This is a genomic window from Delftia lacustris, assembly GCF_040267515.1.
Taxonomy (GTDB): domain Bacteria; phylum Pseudomonadota; class Gammaproteobacteria; order Burkholderiales; family Burkholderiaceae_C; genus Comamonas; species Comamonas tsuruhatensis.
In genome coordinates, this window is the sequence record NZ_CP141274.1 from 6,106,226 (window position 1) to 6,123,430 (window position 17,205).

The window sequence follows — 17,205 nt, forward strand, 5'->3', positions numbered from 1 at the left end:
GGTTCAGCGCCCCGTCGCGTACTGGTCGCGCAGCTCGCGCTTGAGCACCTTGCCGATGGCGCTGCGCGGCAGCTCGGCAATGAAGCGCAGGTCCGCCAGGCGCTGGGTCTTGCCGGCCCGCTGGTTGTACCAGCCCATGATGTCCTCGGGCAGGGCCGGCTGCCCCGCGCGCGACACCACGTAGGCCACGGGCGTCTCGCCCCATTGCTCGGAGGGCACGCCGACCACGGCCACGTCGTCCACGGCCGGGTGGGCGCGCAGCTGGGTCTCCAGGTCGCTGGGGTAGATGTTGAAGCCGCCGCTGATGATCATGTCCTTGCGGCGATCGAACAGGGTGAGGAATCCATCGGCATCGAAGCGGCCCACGTCGCCCGTGCGGATGAAGCGCTTGCCCGTGGGGTCGAACCATTCGGCTTCGCGCGTCTTGGCGGGCTGGCCGTGGTAGCCGGTCATCATGCTGGCAGAGTGGCCCACGACCTCGCCATCCTCGCCCGGGGCGACCTCGCGGCCGTCCTCGTCGATGAGGCGGATGTCATGGCCCTCGGCGGGCCTGCCCACGGTGTGCAGCTTGTCCGGGTGCAGATGGGCTTCGAGGATGCAGGTGCCGCCGCCTTCGGTCATGCCGTAGAACTCGGTCAGGCTGCCGGGCCAGCGCGCCACCACGTCGGCCTTGAGCTCGGCCCGGAACGGCGCGCTGGTGCAGAACTTGGCGCGGAAGCTGGACAGGTCATGCTCGCCGAACTGCGGCAGCGCCATGATGCGCTGGTACTGCACGGGCACCAGCATGGTGTGGGTGACGCGGTGCTGCTGGGCCAGCTGCAGGTAGCGGGCCGCGTCGAATTTGGGCATCAGTACCACGCAGCCGCCGCTGCCCAGCGTGGGGAAGAACACCACCAGCGTGGTGTTGGAGTACAGCGGCGTGGCCAGCAGCGTCGTGCCCTCGGGGCCATAGCCGTAGACGCTGCCCCGGTTGATGTGGGCCCAGCGCATGCCGTGCGACTGCACGATGCCCTTGGGGGTGCCCGTGGTGCCCGAGGAATAGATGATGTTGAACGGCGCGGCCGGCTCCACGCTCACGGGCGCGGGCTGCGCGCCTTCGGGCGCCAGCCAGTCGTCAAAGGCACGGCCGGGCGCGGCGCCGTCCAGCGAGATGCATTGCAGGGCGCCGTCGGCAGGCACCAGGTCCTGGGCCGCCTTGTCGAGGAACAGGTGGTGCGCCTGGGCATCGCGCAGCATGGAGGCCAGGCTGTCGGCCGTGGAGGACGGCGCCAGCGGCGCAACCACCACGCCCGCGCGCAAGGCACCCAGGAACAGCGCGGCATAGCGCACCGAGTTCAACGCGCAGATGGCAATCGCCTGGCCAGGCTGCACGCCGTCGCGCTGCAGCGCGGCAGCCACGCGGTCCATGAGGGCGTCGAGCTGCGCGTAGCTCAGCGTCTGCTGGTCGTCGCGCAGCGCGGCATGGGCAGGCTGCTGGCGCGCGTGGCCGCGGATCAGCTCGGCCAGCGTGGTGAAGGGCGCATCGGGCGAAGGCAGGGTAACAGTCATGAGGGACTCCGTTTCACGAATTCACGAATCTCAAGCGGACTGCGCCCGCCAGCCCCCTGGCCCTGCGGGCGCATTGGAGGACAGGCCTACTTGGCGGCCAGGCCCAGGCGGTCGATCAGGACCTTGTCCTTGGCATACGCCTCGCGCACCCACTGCGCATAGTCGGCGCCGGAGCGGTACCAGGCGTCCTGGTTCAGCTGCTTGAGCACCTCGATGTGGCGCGGGTCATCCATGGCTTTCTTGAAGGCGTCGTGCAGCTTGCGCACCACGGCCGGGTCCATGCCCTTGGGGCCGGCCAGTCCGTAGGGCGAGGTGGAGACCACGCCATAGCCCAGCTCCTTGGCCGTGGGCACGTCGGGCCAGCGCTGGGTGCGCTTTTCGCCGAAGGTCATGAGCAGGCGCATCTGGCCGCCATCCACATAGGTGTCCCAGCCCGAGGCATCGCTTTGCGCGGCCACGTGGCCGCCCAGCAGGGCCTGCTGCAGGTCGGCGTTGCCCTTGAAGGGCACGTGGTTGAGCGTGACCTTGGCGTTCTCGGCCAGCTCCTCCATCAGCAGGTGGGGCGAGGAGCCTATGCCGGTGGAGCCGTACTCGATCTTGCCGGGGCTCTTGCGCGCGGCGGCAATGTATTCGTTGAAGCTCTTGTAGGGCGAGTCCGAGCGCACCGTGAAGCCGAAGGTGTAGCCCGAGACGCCGATGATGTAGGTGAAGTCCGTGACCGGGTTCCAGGCCGTCTTCTGCATGTGCGCCATGCGCAGCATGGACATGGGGAACTGGGTGATGGTGTAGCCATCGGGCTTGGCCGTGCGGGACATGTTGCCCGGGCCCAGCGTGCCGCCCGCGCCGGGCTTGTTCTCCACGATGATGGCCTGGCCCAGCTGCTTGCCCGCGATGTCGGCCAGGGTGCGCATGTGGCGGTCGGTGGAGCCGCCTGCGGGGAAGGGCACGATCAGCGTGATCGGGCGCGTGGGAAAGTCGCTGGCCTGGGCCCATGCCGGTGCGCTGGCGCCCGTGGTGGCCACAAAGACAACAGCCGCAAGCGCAAGGCTGCGGCGGCCAATGGAAATCTGCATGTCTGTCTCCTGCATCTCTGAACCAGGTGGGGCCGGGGCACATGCCTTGTGTGCCGCTCTGGCCAGGGCCCGGATACTTCACCGGGCCCGTTGGCACCGCCTCCCGGTGCGGCGCCTTGCATTCTTACAGCGACTGCACCAGCTCGGGCACGGCCTGGAACAGGTCGGCTTCCAGGCCGTAGTCGGCCACCGAGAAGATCGGTGCCTCGGGGTCCTTGTTGATCGCCACGATCACCTTGGAGTCCTTCATGCCGGCCAAGTGCTGGATGGCGCCGGAAATACCGGCCGCAATGTACAGCTGGGGCGCCACGATCTTGCCGGTCTGGCCGACCTGCAGGTCATTGGGCGCATAGCCTGCGTCCACCGCTGCGCGGCTGGCGCCGATGGCGGCGCCCAGCTTGTCGGCCAGCGGGGTCATGACCTCGTTGAATTTCTCGCTGCTGCCCAGCGCGCGGCCGCCGGAGACGATGATCTTGGCGGCCGTCAGCTCGGGGCGGTCGCTCTTGGTCACTTCACGGCCCACGAAGCTGCTCTTGCCGCTGTCGCCAGCGGCCGCCAGCTGCTCCACCTGGGCGCTGCCGCCCGTGGTGGCCGCTGCGTCAAAGCCCGTGCCGCGCACGGTGATGACCTTGATCTTGTCGCTGCTTTGAACCGTGGCAATGGCGTTGCCCGCGTAGATGGGGCGCTCGAAGGTGTCGGCGCTGTCCACCTTGGTGATGTCGCTGATCTGGGCCACGTCCAGCTTGGCGGCCACGCGCGGCGCGGCGTTCTTGCCGCTGGCGGTGGCGGGGAACAGGATGTGGCTGTAGTTCGAAGCAATCGCCAGCACTTGCGCTGCGATGTTCTCGGCCAGGCCGTCCTTCAGGCTGGCGCCGTCGGCGTGGATGACCTTGGCAACGCCAGCGATCTGGGCCGCAGCCTGCGCAGCGGCGCCGGCATTCTCGCCCGCCACCAGCACATGCACGTCGCCGCCGCAGGCCAGGGCCGCAGTGACGGTGTTCAGCGTGGCGCTCTTGATGGAAGCGTTGTCGTGTTCTGCAATAACGAGGGATGTCATGTCGCTGTCTTCCTTAGATCACTTTGGCTTCGTTCTTGAGCTTGCTGACCAGGGTCGCCACATCGGGCACCTTCACGCCAGCGCCGCGCTTGGCGGGCTCGGCCACCTTGAGCGTCTTCAGGCGCGGGGCGACATCGACGCCCAGCTCTTCAGGCTTGACCGTGTCCAGCTGCTTTTTCTTGGCCTTCATGATGTTGGGCAGCGTGACGTAGCGCGGCTCGTTCAGGCGCAGATCGGTGGTGATGACGGCCGGCAGGCTCAGGGCCAGGGTTTCCAGGCCGCCGTCCACTTCACGCGTGACATTCACCTTGTCGCCAGCGACTTCGACCTTGGAGGCGAAAGTGGCTTGCGGCAGGTCGGCCAGGGCCGCCAGCATCTGGCCGGTCTGGTTGGCATCGTCGTCGATGGCCTGCTTGCCCAGGATGATCAGGCCGGGCTGCTCCTTGTCCACCAACGCCTTGAGCAGCTTGGCGACGGCCAGGGGCTGCAGCTCCTCGGTGGTCTCCACCAGGATGCCGCGGTCGGCACCGATGGCCATGGCCGTGCGCAGGGTTTCCTGGCACTGGGCCACGCCGCAGGAGACGGCGATGACTTCGGTGACCACGCCCTTTTCCTTGAGGCGAACGGCTTCTTCGACGGCGATTTCGTCAAAGGGGTTCATGCTCATCTTGACGTTGGCGATGTCCACGCCCGTGCCGTCCGACTTCACGCGGACCTTCACGTTGTAGTCCACGACACGTTTGACGGGTACAAGGATTTTCATGAGAAAGCTCTTTCCTGGTTTTTGAAGTACTACCTACGCAAGAAGGAACAAGGCATGCGGCTTGCCATGGGGCGCAGCACGTTGTCGCATCCTGCTTGCGTAAGTCCTGTGAAGATGGGCGGTCAGCGGGCCAGGCCGGCCAACCGCTCGTTGATCAGTGCATGGGCCTGGTCCATGATGCCGGAGATCAGCTGCTGGACCGTGGGCACGTCGTGGATCAGGCCGGCCACCATGCCACAGGACCAGACGCCTGCGTCCATGTCGCCGTCATGCATGATGCGCGGATAGACGCCGGCCACCTCGGGCGCGATGTCGGCAAAGGTGATGGCCGCGCCCAGCTCGCGCTCCTTTTGCAGCAGGCGCTCGGTGGCCGGGTTGGTCAGCACGCGCTCGGTGTTGCGCAGCGGGCGCATGACCAGGCGCGTGTCCAGCTCGCTGGCCGCGACGATGGCCTGCTTGACGTTGTCGTGCACGGGCGCTTCCTGGGTGGCGATGAAGCGCGTGCCCATGTTGATGCCCTCGGCGCCCAGCGCCAGCGCAGCCACCAGCGAGCGGCCGTCGGCCATGCCGCCCGAGGCGACGAAGGGAATCTTCAGTTCTTCGGCCGCGCGCGGCAGCAGGATGAAATTGGGGATGTCGTCCTCGCCCGGATGGCCGCCGCATTCGAAGCCGTCCACGCTGATGGCGTCGCAGCCGATGGCCTCGGCCTTGAGCGCATGGCGCACCGAGGTGCACTTGTGGATGACCTTGATGCCGGCTTCCTTGAGCGCGGGCAGCCATTTCTGCGGGTTGTTGCCCGCCGTCTCCACGACCTTGACGCCGCCTTCGATGATGGCCTTGACGTAGCCCGGGTAGTCGGGCGGGTTGACCGAGGGCAGGAAGGTCAGGTTGACGCCGAAGGGCTTGTCCGTCATCTCGCGGCAGCGCGCGATCTCGCGCGCCAGCAGCTCGGGCGTGCGCTGGGTCAGGCCCGTGATCAGCCCCAGGCCGCCCGCGTTGGAGACGGCGGCGGCCAGCTCGGCCAGGCCCACATGGTGCATGCCCCCCTGGATGATGGGATGCTCGATGCCAAAGAGTTCGGTGATGCGTGTCTTCATGTCGTTGTCACTCCACTGCAATGCCCTTGTCGCGGATCAGCTGGCCCCAGCGCGTGTAGTCCTGCTGGATGCGCTGGCCCAGCTGGGCGGGGTTCTGGAAGGCGGCGATGGCGCCTGCGTTGAGCAGCTTTTCCTGGATGTCCTTGTCGGCCAGGATCTGCTGCACTTCGCTGGCGATGCGGTCGACCACGGCCTTGGGGCTACCCTTGGGCGCCAGCAGGCCGCCCCAGGAGACGGCGTCGTAGCCCTTGATGCCCTGCTCGGCAATGGTCTTGGTGTCGGGCAGCATGGCCACGCGCTGGGGCGATCCCACGGCGATGGCGCGCAGCTTGCCGGCCTGGATGTGGGGCAGCGCGGCCACGAGGTCGGCATACATGATGGGCACCTGGCCGCCGATGGTGTCGGTGATGGCGGGCACGCCGCCCTTGTAGGGCACGTGCTGCATGTCGAAGCCGGCCATCTGCTTGAGCAGCTCCATGCTCAGGTGGCCGAAGCTGCCGGCGCCCGAGCTGGTGTAGTTGAGCGCGACCTTCTGCGCCTTGGCGTGGGCGATCAGGCTCTTGAGGTCGGTGACGTCGGGCAGCAGCGTGGGGTTGACCACGATGACGATGGGCAGGTCATAGACCGTGGCCACGGGCGTGAAGTCCTTGACGGTGTCGTAGCCGGCCTTCTTGTACAGGTGCGGCGCCAGCAGCGTGGGCGTGGCCAGCATCATCAGCGTGTAGCCGTCGGCCGGGCTCTTGGCGACCTGCACGGCCGCGATGGAGCCCGAGGCGCCAGGGCGGTTTTCCACCACCACGGTCTGCTTGAGGCGCTCGCCCAGCTTCTGGCCCACGATGCGCGATGCCGTGTCGGTGGGGCCGCCCGCCGGGAAGGGAACGACCAGCCGCAGCATCTTGCTGGGCCAGCCGGTCTCGGCCAGGGCGCCGCCGGCCAGGCCGGCCAGCAGCGGGGCTGCGGCCAGGGCCAGAACGCTGCGCCGCGTGGGGCGTGCCGGGGATGCGGGATTGCGCGTGTACATGAAGTCTCCTCTCAAAGCTGTCTCAGCAGTCGTCGGTGGCGGCCCGCTGCCGCGGGCCGGAAAAATCAATCAAGCTTTGCGCCAGCTTCCTCCACCAGCGCCTTCCAGATGGGCATGTCGCGCTGGTAGTTCTCGCGGAAGGCCTGCGGGCTGTTCATCAGCGGCATGAAGCCTGCGCCCACGGTGCGCTCCAGCACCTTGGGGTCCTTGGCGATTTCGCGCAGGTGGCCGTAGAGCTGGTCCACGATCTCCTTGGGCACGCCGGCCGGCGCGCCCATGGCCACCCAGCCGTAGATGGCGTAGGCGTCGTCGGTGACGCCCTGTTCATGGATGGTGGGCAGCTTGGGCAGGATTTCCATGCGCTCCTTGCCGGTGACGCCGATGGCCTTGAGCTTGCCCGAGTCGATGAAGGGCTTGGTGTTGAGCGCGCTGGAAAAGCACATCTGCAGCTGGCCGCCGATCAGCTCCTGGATCATGGGCGCCTCGCCCTTGTAGGCGGCGTGGGTCATGTCGGCGTCCATGGTCTTGCTCATGTAGGCACCGGCCAGGTGGGCATACGAGCCCACGCCCCAGGAGCCGTACGAGAGCTTGCCCTTGTTGGCCTTCACGTAGGCCAGCAGTTCCTTCATGTTGTTGGCCGGCACCGAGGGATGGACCACCAGGGTGACGGGCGCCGCCGCGATCTGGGTGACCAGGGCGATGTCCTTTTGCGGGTTGTAGGGCAGCTTGGTGTAGAGGAACTGGTTGATCAGCATGGAGGTGCTGAGCGAGACCAGCAGGGTGTGGCCGTCGGCGGGCGCCTTGACCACGGCGTCCGTGCCCAGGATGCCGGCCGCGCCCGCGCGGTTGTCGATGACCACGGGCTGGCCCACGCGCCTGGCCAGGGCCTCGCCGATGGTGCGCGCAATGATGTCGGTGGCGCCGCCCGCGTTGAAGGGCACGACCACGCGGATGGGCTTGGTGGGCCACGCGGCCGGCTTGCCGGCCTGTGCGAGGGCGCTGGTGGCGCCCGTGGCCAGCAGGCTGGTGCCGCCGATGGCGGCCAGCCCTTGAAGAATGTCGCGGCGTGTGACTTGGTTGCTCATGGCTTTGTCTCCTGGGTGTTGCTGTCTATGGGTGCCGTCTTGGTGCGGCATGCAAACCTGGCGGGTCGGGAGCCGGGCATCAATGGCCCCCGTGGAATCAGTCGCGTGGTCGGTCCTCTTATCCCTGTTGCGCGGGGGTCTCGGGCAGGGTCAGCACGCCCTTGGACTGCAGCTGCTGCAGCTGCTCGTCGCTCATGCTCAGCAGCCGGTGCAGCACCTCGCGCGTGCCCTCGCCCAGCGTGGGCGGTGCATGGCGTATGGGCAGGCGCTGGCCGTCCAGGCGGTAGGGCGGCGCGAACACGGGCGTGGTGCCGACCACGGGGTGGGGCATGTCACGCAGCAGGCCGCCACGGCGCGTGCGCTCGCTGGTCAGGGCCTCGTGCAGGCCGGCCACGCGGCCGCAGGGGATGCCGGCGGCCGTCAGGCGCTCCAGCAGCAGATCGCGCGGGAAGGAGCGGATCAGTTCCTTGAGCATGGGGCCCAGCTCCAGGCGGTTCTTGGCGCGGTTGACGTTGGTGGAGAAACGCTCGTCCTCGACGATGTCGGGGCGCATCACCACCTGGCGGCAGAACTTGTCGAACTGGGCGTTGTTGCCCACGGCGATGATCAGCGGGCCGTCGGCCGCCTCATACATGCCGTAGGGAACGATGGAGGGGTGGGCATTGCCGTAGCGCTCGGGGTCATGGCCGAGCTGCATGGCATCCAGGCCGTAGTAGCCGGTGATCATGATGCCGCTGTCGTACAGCGCCATCTCGATGAGGCGGCCCTTGCCCGTGCGCTCGCGGCGGAACAGCGCGGCCAGGATGGCCTGGGCCGCGTACATGCCGGTCATGAGATCGACCACGGCCACGCCGAACTTGAGCGGCGGCGTGCCGGCCTCGCCGTTGAGCGCCATGAGGCCGGCCTCGCCCTGGATGACCAGGTCGTAGCCGGGGCGCTTGGCCTCGGGGCCGCTGCTGTCATAGCCGGCCACGGCGCAGTAGATGATGCCGGGCTTGATGGCCTTGAGCTGTTCGTAGCCCAGGCCCAGCTTCTCGGCACCGCCGGTCTTGAAGTTGTGGATGACCACGTCGAACTGGGGCAGCAGGTCGTGGACGATCTTCACGCCCTCGGGGGTCTGCAGGTCCAGCGTGATGGACCGCTTGTTGCGGTTCATGCTGTTGTAGTAGGTGGTCTCGGTCTTGCCGATGCGCAGGCCCCAGTCGCGCGTGTCGTCGCCGCGGCCCGGGTGCTCGACCTTGACCACTTCGGCGCCGAAGTCGGCCAGCACCATGCCGCACAGCGGCCCCGCGAACACGCGCGAGAGGTCGAGCACGCGCACGCCCTCCAGCGGGAAGTCGATGTCGCCCGATTTTTCCTTGCTTGCCATCTTGTCTCCTTGAGATTCCTCTATTCAACAACGTCCATACGGCTCATAACCCTTGCAACTGGCGTGGCCCAAACCCGGGGCGCCTAGCAAGGGCCGCCCCGCAGCGAGGGCGCCGTCCCCCTCCCGCGTAGCGAGAGAGGGGGAAGCGGCGCAGCCGCTCAGGGGGTGCTTCATTTCAGCCGCGCAGCTTGGTGAAGTCGGCGCTGCGCTTTTCGAGGAAGGCGCCAATGCCTTCGCGCGATTCCTCGCTCTCCTGCGAGCGCACCATGTACTGCGCCTCCAGCTCCAGCTGCTCTTCCAGCGTGTTGCGCGGCGCCTGGCGGCACAGGTCCTTGATCAGGGCCATGGCCTGGTCGGGGCCGGTGGCCACCTGGGCGGCCAGCGCCACGGCGTCGGCCTGGGCCTGGCCCGGTTCGGAAAGGCGGTTGACGGGGCCCAGGGCATGCAGGCGCTCGCCGCTGATGCGCTCGCCGGTCAGGCACAGCTCGGTCAGCACCTGGCGCGAGACGAACTCGGCCAGGAAGGCGGTGGCGCCGCCATCGGGCGTGAGGCCGACCTTGACGTAGGCGACCGAGAACACGGCGTTCTTCGCCGCCACCAGCATGTCGCAGGCCAGGGCCAGCGACAGGCCCGCGCCGGCCGCCGCGCCTTCGACGGCGGCGATCACGGGCTTGGGAAAGTCGCGCACGCTGCGGATCAGGTCATGCAGTCCTTCGAGCTTGGCACGTCGCTCCTGCACAGGCAGCTCGCGGCGCTTGGCCAGCTGGCGCAGGTCGCCGCCCGCGCAGAAGTGGCCGCCCTCGCCCGTGAGCACCACGGCGCCCACGGTGGGGTCGGTCGCCGCGCTCTTGAGCGCCGCCGAGACGGCCGCGTAGAACTCGGGCGACAGCGCATTGCGCGCGGCCACGTTGTTGTTGGACAGCACCAGCACGGCGCCTTCGCGGCGGGTCAGCAGGACTTGGTTCGCTTCGGTCATGGCGGCTTTCCTTGGCTCAGTGTTGCGAGCCGAGTGCGATGTAACGCGACAGATGGTGGTCCTCGTCGCCGAACTGGTGGTCGATCATGACCAGGCGCTTGGCGTAGTGGGCCAGGGGCAACTCCCAGGTCATGCCGATGCCGCCATGCATCTGGATGCTTTCCTCGGCCACCAGGGTGCCGATGCGGCCGATGCTGTACTTGGCGGCCGACAGGGCCTTCTCGCGCGCCACGCGGTCTTCGTCCGCAATGGCGGCGGCCGCGTTGATCACGGCCGAGCGCGCCTGCTCCACTTCCAGCAGCAGGTCGGCCATGCGGTGCTGCAGGGCCTGGAAGCTGCCGATGGGCACGCCGAACTGCTTGCGCGTGCGCAGGTACTCCAGCGTCTGGTCCTTGGCCACGTCCATGGCGCCCACGGCCTCGGCGGTCAGCGCCAGCACGGCGTAGCCGCTGACACGTTCCAGCAGGGACAGGCCCCGGCCTTCTTCGCCCAGCAGGGCGTCTGCGCCGACCTGCACCTTGTCCAGCACCAGCTCGGCCGCGCGGCCGCCTTCGATGCGGTTGTAGCCGCGCTTTTGGATGCCTGCGGCATTGCCGGGGACCAGGAACAGGCTGATGCCGGCCTCGTCGTACTGGCTGCCCGAGGTGCGGGCCGAGACCAGCAGCAGGTCGGCCTTCTCGCCGAAGGCGACCACGCCCTTGGCGCCGTTCAGCACCCAGCCGTCGCCGCTGCGCACGGCCGTGGTGGCGACGTTGTTGAGCTCGTAGTGGCTGCCGGGCTCGTCATGGGCCAGGGCCGCGATGGACGTGCCGCCGATGATGGCTGCCAGCTGTTCCTTTTGCGCATCGCTGCCGGCCGCGATCAGGGCCTGGCCCACGACCAGGGCGCCCAGCAGCGGCTCGGCCACCAGGCCGCGGCCCAGGCATTCGAAGACCACGCTGATGTCGAAGCCCTGGCCGCCGAAGCCGCCAGCGTCCTCGGGGAACAGCGCGCCGATGGCGCCGATGTCCGCGAACTGCCCGTACAGCAGCGGGCTGTGGCCTTCCTCGCCATAGGCGACGTGGTTGCGCGCCTCGATGGCGTACTGCTCGGAGACGAAGCGGTTGAGGCTGTCCGCCAGCATGCGGCGGTCTTCGGTGTGTTCGAAGTTCATGTTCCGTTTTCCTTGCTGCCGATCACAGGCCCAAGATCATCTTGGAGATGATGTTCTTCTGGATTTCGTTGGAGCCGCCGAAGATCGACAGCTTGCGGTAGTTGAAGTACGCGGCGGCGGCCGTGGCGGCAGCCGCGTCGCCGATGGCGGGCTGGTCGTAGCCGGCCTGCAGGGCCTCTTCGATGAAGGGCGCGGCGTAGGGTCCCATGGCGCGGCGCACCAGGGACAGGATTTCCTGGCGGATCTCGGTGCCGCGGATCTTGAGCATGGAGCTTTCGGCGCCCGGCACGCCGCCGCCGGCCACGGCGGCGATCACGCGCAGGTTGGTGGTCTTCATGTTCTCCAGGTCGATCTCGACCTTGGCCAGGCGGGCCGCGAACAGCGGGTCCTGCGTCAGCGGCTTGCCGTTGCGCAGCATGCGGCCGGCGACGGCCTTGAGCTTTTCCAGGCCGGCCACCGAGAAGCCCACGCCCGCGATGTTGGTGCGCTCGTAGGTCAGCAGGTACTTGGCGTAGGTCCAGCCCTTGTTCTCCTCGCCGACCAGGTTTTCCACGGGCACCCTGACGTCGGTGAAGAAGACTTCGTTGACCTCGTGCTCGCCGTCCAGCGTGATGATGGGGCGCACTTCCACGCCGGGCGAGTTCATGTCCACCAGCAGGAAGCTGATGCCCTGCTGCGCCTTGGCCTCGCGGTTGGTGCGCACCAGGCAGAAGATCATGTTGGCGTGCTGGCCCAGCGTGGTCCAGGTCTTCTGGCCGTTGACGATGTAGTGATCTCCATCGCGCACGGCCGACGTCTTGACCGAGGCCAGGTCCGAACCCGAACCCGGCTCCGAATAGCCCTGGCACCACCAGTCGGCGCCATTGAGGATGCGCGGCAGCCAGTGGGCCTTCTGCGCCTCGTTGCCGTACTTGATCAGGACGGGGCCCAGCATGCTCAGCCCGAAGGGCACGATGCGCGGCGTGCCTGCCAGCGCGCATTCATGCTCGAAGATGAATTTCTGCACCGCGCTCCAGCCCGGGCCGCCGTGCTGCTCGGGCCAGTGGTTGGCCAGCCAGCCGCGCTCGTTGAGGATGGCGTGCCAGCGCTCCATGTCCTGCTTGCTCAGCTGCAGGCCGTTCTTGACCTTGTGCGACAGGTCCTCGGGCAGCTTGTCCTTGAGGAAGCCGCGAACCTCGTCGCGGAAGGCCAGTTCTTCAGTCGTAAATTGCAAATCCATTGCTATTCCCCAGTAATCCGTGGCGTTGTAAGCCGTTTGCAGCCCTGAAATTGGCGTGCCCTAAGCGAGGGACGCCGAGCAAGGGCCGCCCCGCAGCAAGGGCGTCGTTCCCCTCCCGCGAAGCGAGAGAGGGGGAAGCGGCGCCAGCCGCTCAGGGGGTGCTTATTCAATAAATTTCGAACAGGCCTGCGGCGCCCATGCCACCAGCGATGCACATGGTGACCACGCCCCACTTGACTGACGCGTCCCGGGCCTTGCGGCGCCGGCCTTCCAGCAGGATGTGGCCGGCCAGGCGCGCACCCGTCATGCCGAAGGGATGGCCGATGGAGATGGCGCCGCCGTTGACGTTCAGGCGCTCGTTGGGAATGCCCAGCTTGCGCTGGCAGTACAGGGCCTGTGAGGCGAAGGCCTCGTTGAGTTCCCACAGGTCGATGTCCTCGACCTTGAGGCCGTGGCGTGCCAGCAGCTTGGGGACCGCGAAGACGGGGCCGATGCCCATTTCGTCAGGCTCGCAGCCGGCCACGGCAAAGCCGCGGAAGGCGCCCAGCGGGGACAGGCCCAGGCGCTCGGCCTGCCTGGCCTCCATCAGCACGCAGGCCGACGATCCATCGGACAGCTGCGAGGCATTGCCGGCCGTGATGAACTGGTCCGGGCCCTTGACGGGTTCCAGCTTGGCCAGGCCTTCCAACGTGGTGGAGGCGCGGTTGCAGTTGTCCTTGGTGGCGACCACGTCGCGGTAGGTGATCTCGCCCGTGTCCTTGTTCTTCTCGGCCATGCGCGTGGCGCAGGCAATGATTTCGTCCTTGAACAGGTCGGCGGCCTGGGCGGCGGCCGTGCGCTGCTGGCTTTGCAGCGAGAAGGCGTCCTGGTCCTCGCGGCTGATGCCGTAGCGGCGCGCCACGATGTCGGCCGTGTCGATCATGGCCATGTACAGCGTGGGCTTGTGCTCGAGCAGCCAGGGGTCCATGTCGGTGGGCAGGTTGTTGCCGGGACGGATGCCCGAGATGGTCTCGATGCCGCCGGCCAGCATGGCGTCCACGCCCTCAGCCACGATGCGGCCCGCCGCGATGGCGATGGACTGCAGGCCCGAGGCGCAAAAGCGCGTGATGGTCGTGCCCGCGATGGACAGGGGCAGCTCGGCGCGCAGCACGGTCTGGCGGCCCAGGTTGCGGCCCTGGAAGCCGTCGGGGTTGCCGCAGCCCAGGATCAGGTCCTCGATCATGGCCGGGTCGATGCCCGAGCGCTCGACCGCGGCCTTGACCGAGAAGGCCGCCAGCTGGGCGGCGGGCGTGACGTTGAACTCGCCGCGGTGCGACTTGGTCAGGGGCGTGCGGGCAGTGGAAACGATGACGGCTTCGCGCATGGTCGGTCCTTGCTTGTCTCTTGGGAATTTCTATTACTTGTTGCCGGCGCGGCCCAGTCGGGGACACCGAGGAAGGGCCTACGCCGGCCGCGCCACCCCACACCGAGGGTGTCGTCCCCCTCCCGCGTAGCGAGAGAGGGGGAAGCCGCGCAGCGGCTCAGGGGGTGATCAGTTACGCTGCCTTGTTCAGACTTTCGAAATCGCGGCCTTCTGCCACGAGCTTTTCGAGCAGGGGAGCGGGCTTCCAGAACAGCGCGTCTTCCTTGGCGAATTCGCGGATGTCGGCCAGCACCTTGTCCAGACCTTGCATGTCGGCCCACTTCATGGGGCCGCCACGAAAGCGCGGGAAGCCGTAGCCGGACAGGAAGGTCACGTCCACGTCCAGCGGGCGCAGGGCAATGCCCTCCTCCACCACCTTGGCGCCTTCGTTGACCATGGCGGCCATGTAGCGGCGCATGATTTCCTCAGGGGTGAATTGGCGCGGCGTCACGCCCTTCTTGGCGCGCTCGGCATCGACGATGGCCAGCACTTCGGGGTCGGGCTGGCCGACGCGTGCGCCCTGCGGGTAGAGGTAGAAGCCACGGCCCGTCTTCTGGCCGAACCAGCCGCGCTCGCAGACGCGGTCGGCCACTTCGACGTAGCGGGCCTTGGGATCGCGCGTGGCATCGCGCCGCTTGCGCGTGGCCCAGCCGATGTCGCCGCCGGCCAGGTCGGTGACCTGGAACGGGCCCATCGGGTAGCCGAAGCCGCGCACGGCCTCGTCGATCTCGTAGGGGCTGGCGCCGTCTTCCATGATGTAGTCGGCAGCCTGCTTGTAGACGGCCAGGATGCGGTTGCCGATGAAGCCGTCGCAGACGCCGGCACGCACGGGCACCTTCTTCATGCGCTTGGCCAGCTCGAAGGCCGTGGTCACCACATCGGGCGCCACCTTGGCGGGCACCACGATCTCCAGCAGCTTCATGATGTTGGCGGGGCTGAAGAAGTGCAGGCCGATCACGTCCTGCGGGCGCGAGGTGGCGGCGGCAATGGCGTCGATGTCCAGGTAGGAGGTGTTGGTGGCCAGCACGGCGCCCGGCTTGCAGACGCGGTCCAGTTCCTTGAACACGGCCTTCTTGACCTCGAGGTCCTCGAACACGGCCTCGATCACCAGGTCCACATCCTTGATGTCGTCATAGGAGGTGCTGGGCGTGTAGCGCGCCATGACGGCGGCCTTGGCCTCCTCGGTCATGCGGCCCTTGGCGATCAGGCCGTTGTAGACCTTCTCCACATTGGCCTGGCCGCGCGCGATGGAGTCGGCGTCGCGCTCGATCATGGTCACCGTGAGGCCCGCGTCCAGCGCGGACACCGTGATGCCGGCGCCCATGGTGCCGCCGCCGATGACGGCGATCTTGGCAAAGTGGCGCGGCGCAGCGGCCTTGGCTTCGGGAATCTTGGCGGTTTCGCGCTCGGCGAAGAAGGCATGGATCAGGCCGGCGCGCTGCGGGCTGTTCAGGCATTCCACGAACAGGGCACGCTCCTTGGCGATGCCTTCGTCGAAGGGCAGCTCCACGGCGGCGCGCACGCATTCCACGATCTTCAGCGGCGAGAACAGGCCGCGGCTCTTCTTGGCGGTCTCGGCGGCCAGCGCGTCGAGTTCGGCCAGGGCAGCAGCCTTGTCGGCAATCTCGATGTCACGCGTGCGGCGCGGCGCGGTATTGGTTGCCAGCAGCTCGTTGGCGTAGGCCAGGCCTGCGGCCGTGGCGTCGGTGCCGTCCACCAGCTTGTCCACCAGGCCGGCGGCCAGCGCGGCCTTGGCCGACAGGTGCTTGCCGCTGAGCATGAGGTCGGCGGCCGCCTTCACGCCCATCAGGCGCGGCGCGCGCTGCGTGCCGCCGGCGCCGGGCAGCAGGCCCAGGTTGACTTCGGGCAGGCCGAGCTTGGCAGCCGGCAAAGCCAGGCGGTAGTGGGCCGACATGGCCACTTCCAGGCCGCCGCCCAGGGCCGGGCCATGGATGGCGGCGACCACGATCTTGTCGGAGGCTTCGAGACGATTGAGCACCTCGGGCAGCGAGGGCGGCATGGCGGGCTTGCCGAATTCGCGGATGTCTGCTCCGGCGATGAAGGCCTTGCCCTCACCCACGATGAGCACGGCCTTGACGGCGGCATCCGATTCGGCCTGCTCCACGGCGGCCAGCAGGCCGGCGCGCACGGCCTGGCCCAGGGCATTCACGGGGGGGTTGTTGATGCTGACCACCAGCACGGCGCCGTCAAGGCGGGTCTGGACCACGGAAGCCTGGGCTTGTTCGCTCATCTGCATGTCTCCGAACTTGGGTTTTCCACTCAAAACATCCATTCTTGCTACGACAATGGTTCTTTACAATCCCATGAATGATTGACAGACTGTAAAAACGTATTTGACAACCCCCTGAGCGGCTTACGCCGCTTCCCCCTCTCTACCCGCTTCGCGGGGGAGGGGGACGACACCCTCGGTGCGGGACGGCCCTTCCTCGGTGTCCCTCGCTTTGGGTTGCGCCAGTTTTATGCCCTCTGCTCTTGCGCTCGATCTCGCTGTTTTGCTTGGTGAACTGAATGGATCTGAACTCGCTGACCCTGCTGGTGGAAATCATCGATAGCGGCAATCTGAGCCAGGCGGCGCGCAAGCTGAAGATGACGCGGGCCAATGTGAGCTATCACCTGACGCAGCTCGAAAAATCGGTGGGGGTGCAGCTGGTGCGGCGCACCACGCGGCGCGTGGAGCCGACCGAGGTGGGGATGCGGATGTACGAGCATGGCCGCGCGATCCAGAACGAGATGATGTCGGCGCGCGAGACGATCACGTCGCTGGGCCAGGGGATGGCAGGGCGCGTGGGGCTGAGCGTGCCCAGCGGCTATGGGCAGATCGTGATGAGCGACTGGCTGATCGAGTTCAAGCGGCTGTATCCGGCCATCGTGCTGGATGTGCTGTTCGAGAACCGGGCCGACCATTTGCGCGACGAGGTGGACATCGCCATCCGCGTGATCCAGGAGCCGCCGCTGTCGGTGATTGCGCGCAGCCTGGGCAATGTGCACTACGTGGCCTGCGCCTCACGCGAGTATGCGCAGCAGCACGGCCTGCCCAGCACGCTGTACGAGCTGCGCAACAGCCCGCTGATCACGGCCGGCGTGATGGGCCGCCAGCTGCGCCTGTCGGCCTACCAGGGAACGGACCGCCAGGAGGTGCTGCTGGCGCCGACCATGATCTCCGAGCACTTCCCCTTCCTGCGCCAGGGCATTCTGGCGGGCCTGGGCGTGGGCCTGGTGCCCGACTACGTGGTGCAGGACAAGGTGGCCAGCGGCGAGGTGGTACTGACCCTGCAGGAGTACCGCCTGAGCATCTTCGGCACCCACATGTACCTGCTGTACCTGCCCGACCGCCACCAGACGCGGGCCGTGCGCACCTGCATCGACTTCCTGCTGGCCAAGGCCGGCCAGGGTGGCAGCGCCGACGCCGCCGCCACCTGAC

General features: G+C 67.6%; 14 protein-coding genes. 1 reads left to right on the top strand and 13 read right to left on the bottom strand.

Translation table 11 applies throughout. The annotated features are described in order from the left end of the window. Positions 1-3 precede the first annotated feature (3 nt). From U6958_RS29385 to U6958_RS29445, 13 genes are all read right to left on the bottom strand, one after another. Positions 4-1,548, bottom strand: a complete 1,545-nt coding sequence (locus U6958_RS29385) for a class I adenylate-forming enzyme family protein (RefSeq protein ID WP_074924312.1) — start codon at positions 1,546-1,548, stop codon at positions 4-6. 86 nt (positions 1,549-1,634) lie between these two features. Continuing rightward, on the bottom strand, positions 1,635-2,621 hold the full coding sequence (locus U6958_RS29390; protein WP_016450812.1) for a tripartite tricarboxylate transporter substrate binding protein: 987 nt from the start codon (positions 2,619-2,621) through the stop codon (positions 1,635-1,637). 124 nt (positions 2,622-2,745) lie between these two features. After that, positions 2,746-3,678 carry an electron transfer flavoprotein subunit alpha/FixB family protein gene (locus tag U6958_RS29395; protein WP_126311330.1) on the bottom strand — a complete coding sequence of 311 codons (933 nt, stop codon included), beginning with the start codon at positions 3,676-3,678 and terminating at the stop codon, positions 2,746-2,748. A gap of 13 nt (positions 3,679-3,691) precedes the next feature. Then, entirely contained in the window at positions 3,692-4,441 is a 750-nt protein-coding gene (locus U6958_RS29400) for an electron transfer flavoprotein subunit beta/FixA family protein (protein WP_070080669.1), read from the bottom strand. Between the two features lie 122 nt (positions 4,442-4,563). Further along, entirely contained in the window at positions 4,564-5,538 is a 975-nt protein-coding gene (locus U6958_RS29405; RefSeq protein ID WP_013804143.1) for a nitronate monooxygenase family protein, read from the bottom strand. A gap of 7 nt (positions 5,539-5,545) precedes the next feature. Beyond that, the gene (locus tag U6958_RS29410) at positions 5,546-6,559 is read right to left on the bottom strand and encodes a tripartite tricarboxylate transporter substrate binding protein (RefSeq protein ID WP_070080670.1); all 1,014 of its coding nucleotides are present in this window, start codon (positions 6,557-6,559) and stop codon (positions 5,546-5,548) included. Positions 6,560-6,624: 65 nt separating this feature from the next. Beyond that, positions 6,625-7,644, bottom strand: coding sequence for a tripartite tricarboxylate transporter substrate binding protein (locus U6958_RS29415; protein WP_016450303.1), 1,020 nt, complete (start codon positions 7,642-7,644; stop codon positions 6,625-6,627). Positions 7,645-7,762: 118 nt separating this feature from the next. Next, positions 7,763-9,013 carry a CaiB/BaiF CoA-transferase family protein gene (locus U6958_RS29420; RefSeq protein ID WP_016450302.1) on the bottom strand — a complete coding sequence of 417 codons (1,251 nt, stop codon included), beginning with the start codon at positions 9,011-9,013 and terminating at the stop codon, positions 7,763-7,765. Between the two features lie 175 nt (positions 9,014-9,188). Then, positions 9,189-9,989: an oxepin-CoA hydrolase, alternative type gene (locus U6958_RS29425; protein WP_047326166.1), complete on the bottom strand. Its 801-nt coding sequence runs from the start codon at positions 9,987-9,989 to the stop codon at positions 9,189-9,191. 16 nt (positions 9,990-10,005) lie between these two features. After that, positions 10,006-11,142, bottom strand: a complete 1,137-nt coding sequence (locus tag U6958_RS29430; RefSeq protein ID WP_034390416.1) for an acyl-CoA dehydrogenase family protein — start codon at positions 11,140-11,142, stop codon at positions 10,006-10,008. A 22-nt stretch (positions 11,143-11,164) separates the two neighbouring features. After that, the gene (locus U6958_RS29435; RefSeq protein ID WP_013804149.1) at positions 11,165-12,361 is read right to left on the bottom strand and encodes an acyl-CoA dehydrogenase family protein; all 1,197 of its coding nucleotides are present in this window, start codon (positions 12,359-12,361) and stop codon (positions 11,165-11,167) included. Positions 12,362-12,527: 166 nt separating this feature from the next. Continuing rightward, positions 12,528-13,724, bottom strand: a complete 1,197-nt coding sequence (locus U6958_RS29440) for an acetyl-CoA C-acyltransferase (protein WP_074920464.1) — start codon at positions 13,722-13,724, stop codon at positions 12,528-12,530. A 172-nt stretch (positions 13,725-13,896) separates the two neighbouring features. After that, positions 13,897-16,014 (bottom strand): 3-hydroxyacyl-CoA dehydrogenase NAD-binding domain-containing protein, encoded by a 2,118-nt coding sequence (locus U6958_RS29445; protein ID WP_074920919.1) that lies wholly within the window; start codon positions 16,012-16,014, stop codon positions 13,897-13,899. A gap of 278 nt (positions 16,015-16,292) precedes the next feature. On the opposite strand from U6958_RS29445, the gene U6958_RS29450 reads away from it, so the two are divergent. Then, entirely contained in the window at positions 16,293-17,204 is a 912-nt protein-coding gene (locus U6958_RS29450; RefSeq protein ID WP_017405809.1) for a LysR family transcriptional regulator, read from the top strand. Position 17,205 lies beyond the last annotated feature (1 nt).

Excerpts from the sequence above, each read along its gene's own strand:
- U6958_RS29440 (WP_074920464.1), bottom strand. The coding sequence starts at position 13,724 with ATGCGCGAAGCCGTCATCGTTTCCACTGCCCGCACGCCCCTGACCAAG.
- U6958_RS29385 (WP_074924312.1), bottom strand. The coding sequence starts at position 1,548 with ATGACTGTTACCCTGCCTTCGCCCGATGCGCCCTTCACCACGCTGGCC.
- U6958_RS29415 (WP_016450303.1), bottom strand. The coding sequence starts at position 7,644 with ATGAGCAACCAAGTCACACGCCGCGACATTCTTCAAGGGCTGGCCGCC.
- U6958_RS29390 (WP_016450812.1), bottom strand. The coding sequence starts at position 2,621 with ATGCAGATTTCCATTGGCCGCCGCAGCCTTGCGCTTGCGGCTGTTGTC.
- U6958_RS29450 (WP_017405809.1), top strand. The coding sequence starts at position 16,293 with ATGGATCTGAACTCGCTGACCCTGCTGGTGGAAATCATCGATAGCGGC.
- U6958_RS29445 (WP_074920919.1), bottom strand. The coding sequence starts at position 16,014 with ATGAGCGAACAAGCCCAGGCTTCCGTGGTCCAGACCCGCCTTGACGGC.
- U6958_RS29420 (WP_016450302.1), bottom strand. The coding sequence starts at position 9,013 with ATGGCAAGCAAGGAAAAATCGGGCGACATCGACTTCCCGCTGGAGGGC.
- U6958_RS29430 (WP_034390416.1), bottom strand. The coding sequence starts at position 11,142 with ATGAACTTCGAACACACCGAAGACCGCCGCATGCTGGCGGACAGCCTC.
- U6958_RS29405 (WP_013804143.1), bottom strand. The coding sequence starts at position 5,538 with ATGAAGACACGCATCACCGAACTCTTTGGCATCGAGCATCCCATCATC.
- U6958_RS29435 (WP_013804149.1), bottom strand. The coding sequence starts at position 12,361 with ATGGATTTGCAATTTACGACTGAAGAACTGGCCTTCCGCGACGAGGTT.
- U6958_RS29400 (WP_070080669.1), bottom strand. The coding sequence starts at position 4,441 with ATGAAAATCCTTGTACCCGTCAAACGTGTCGTGGACTACAACGTGAAG.
- U6958_RS29410 (WP_070080670.1), bottom strand. The coding sequence starts at position 6,559 with ATGTACACGCGCAATCCCGCATCCCCGGCACGCCCCACGCGGCGCAGC.
- U6958_RS29395 (WP_126311330.1), bottom strand. The coding sequence starts at position 3,678 with ATGACATCCCTCGTTATTGCAGAACACGACAACGCTTCCATCAAGAGC.
- U6958_RS29425 (WP_047326166.1), bottom strand. The coding sequence starts at position 9,989 with ATGACCGAAGCGAACCAAGTCCTGCTGACCCGCCGCGAAGGCGCCGTG.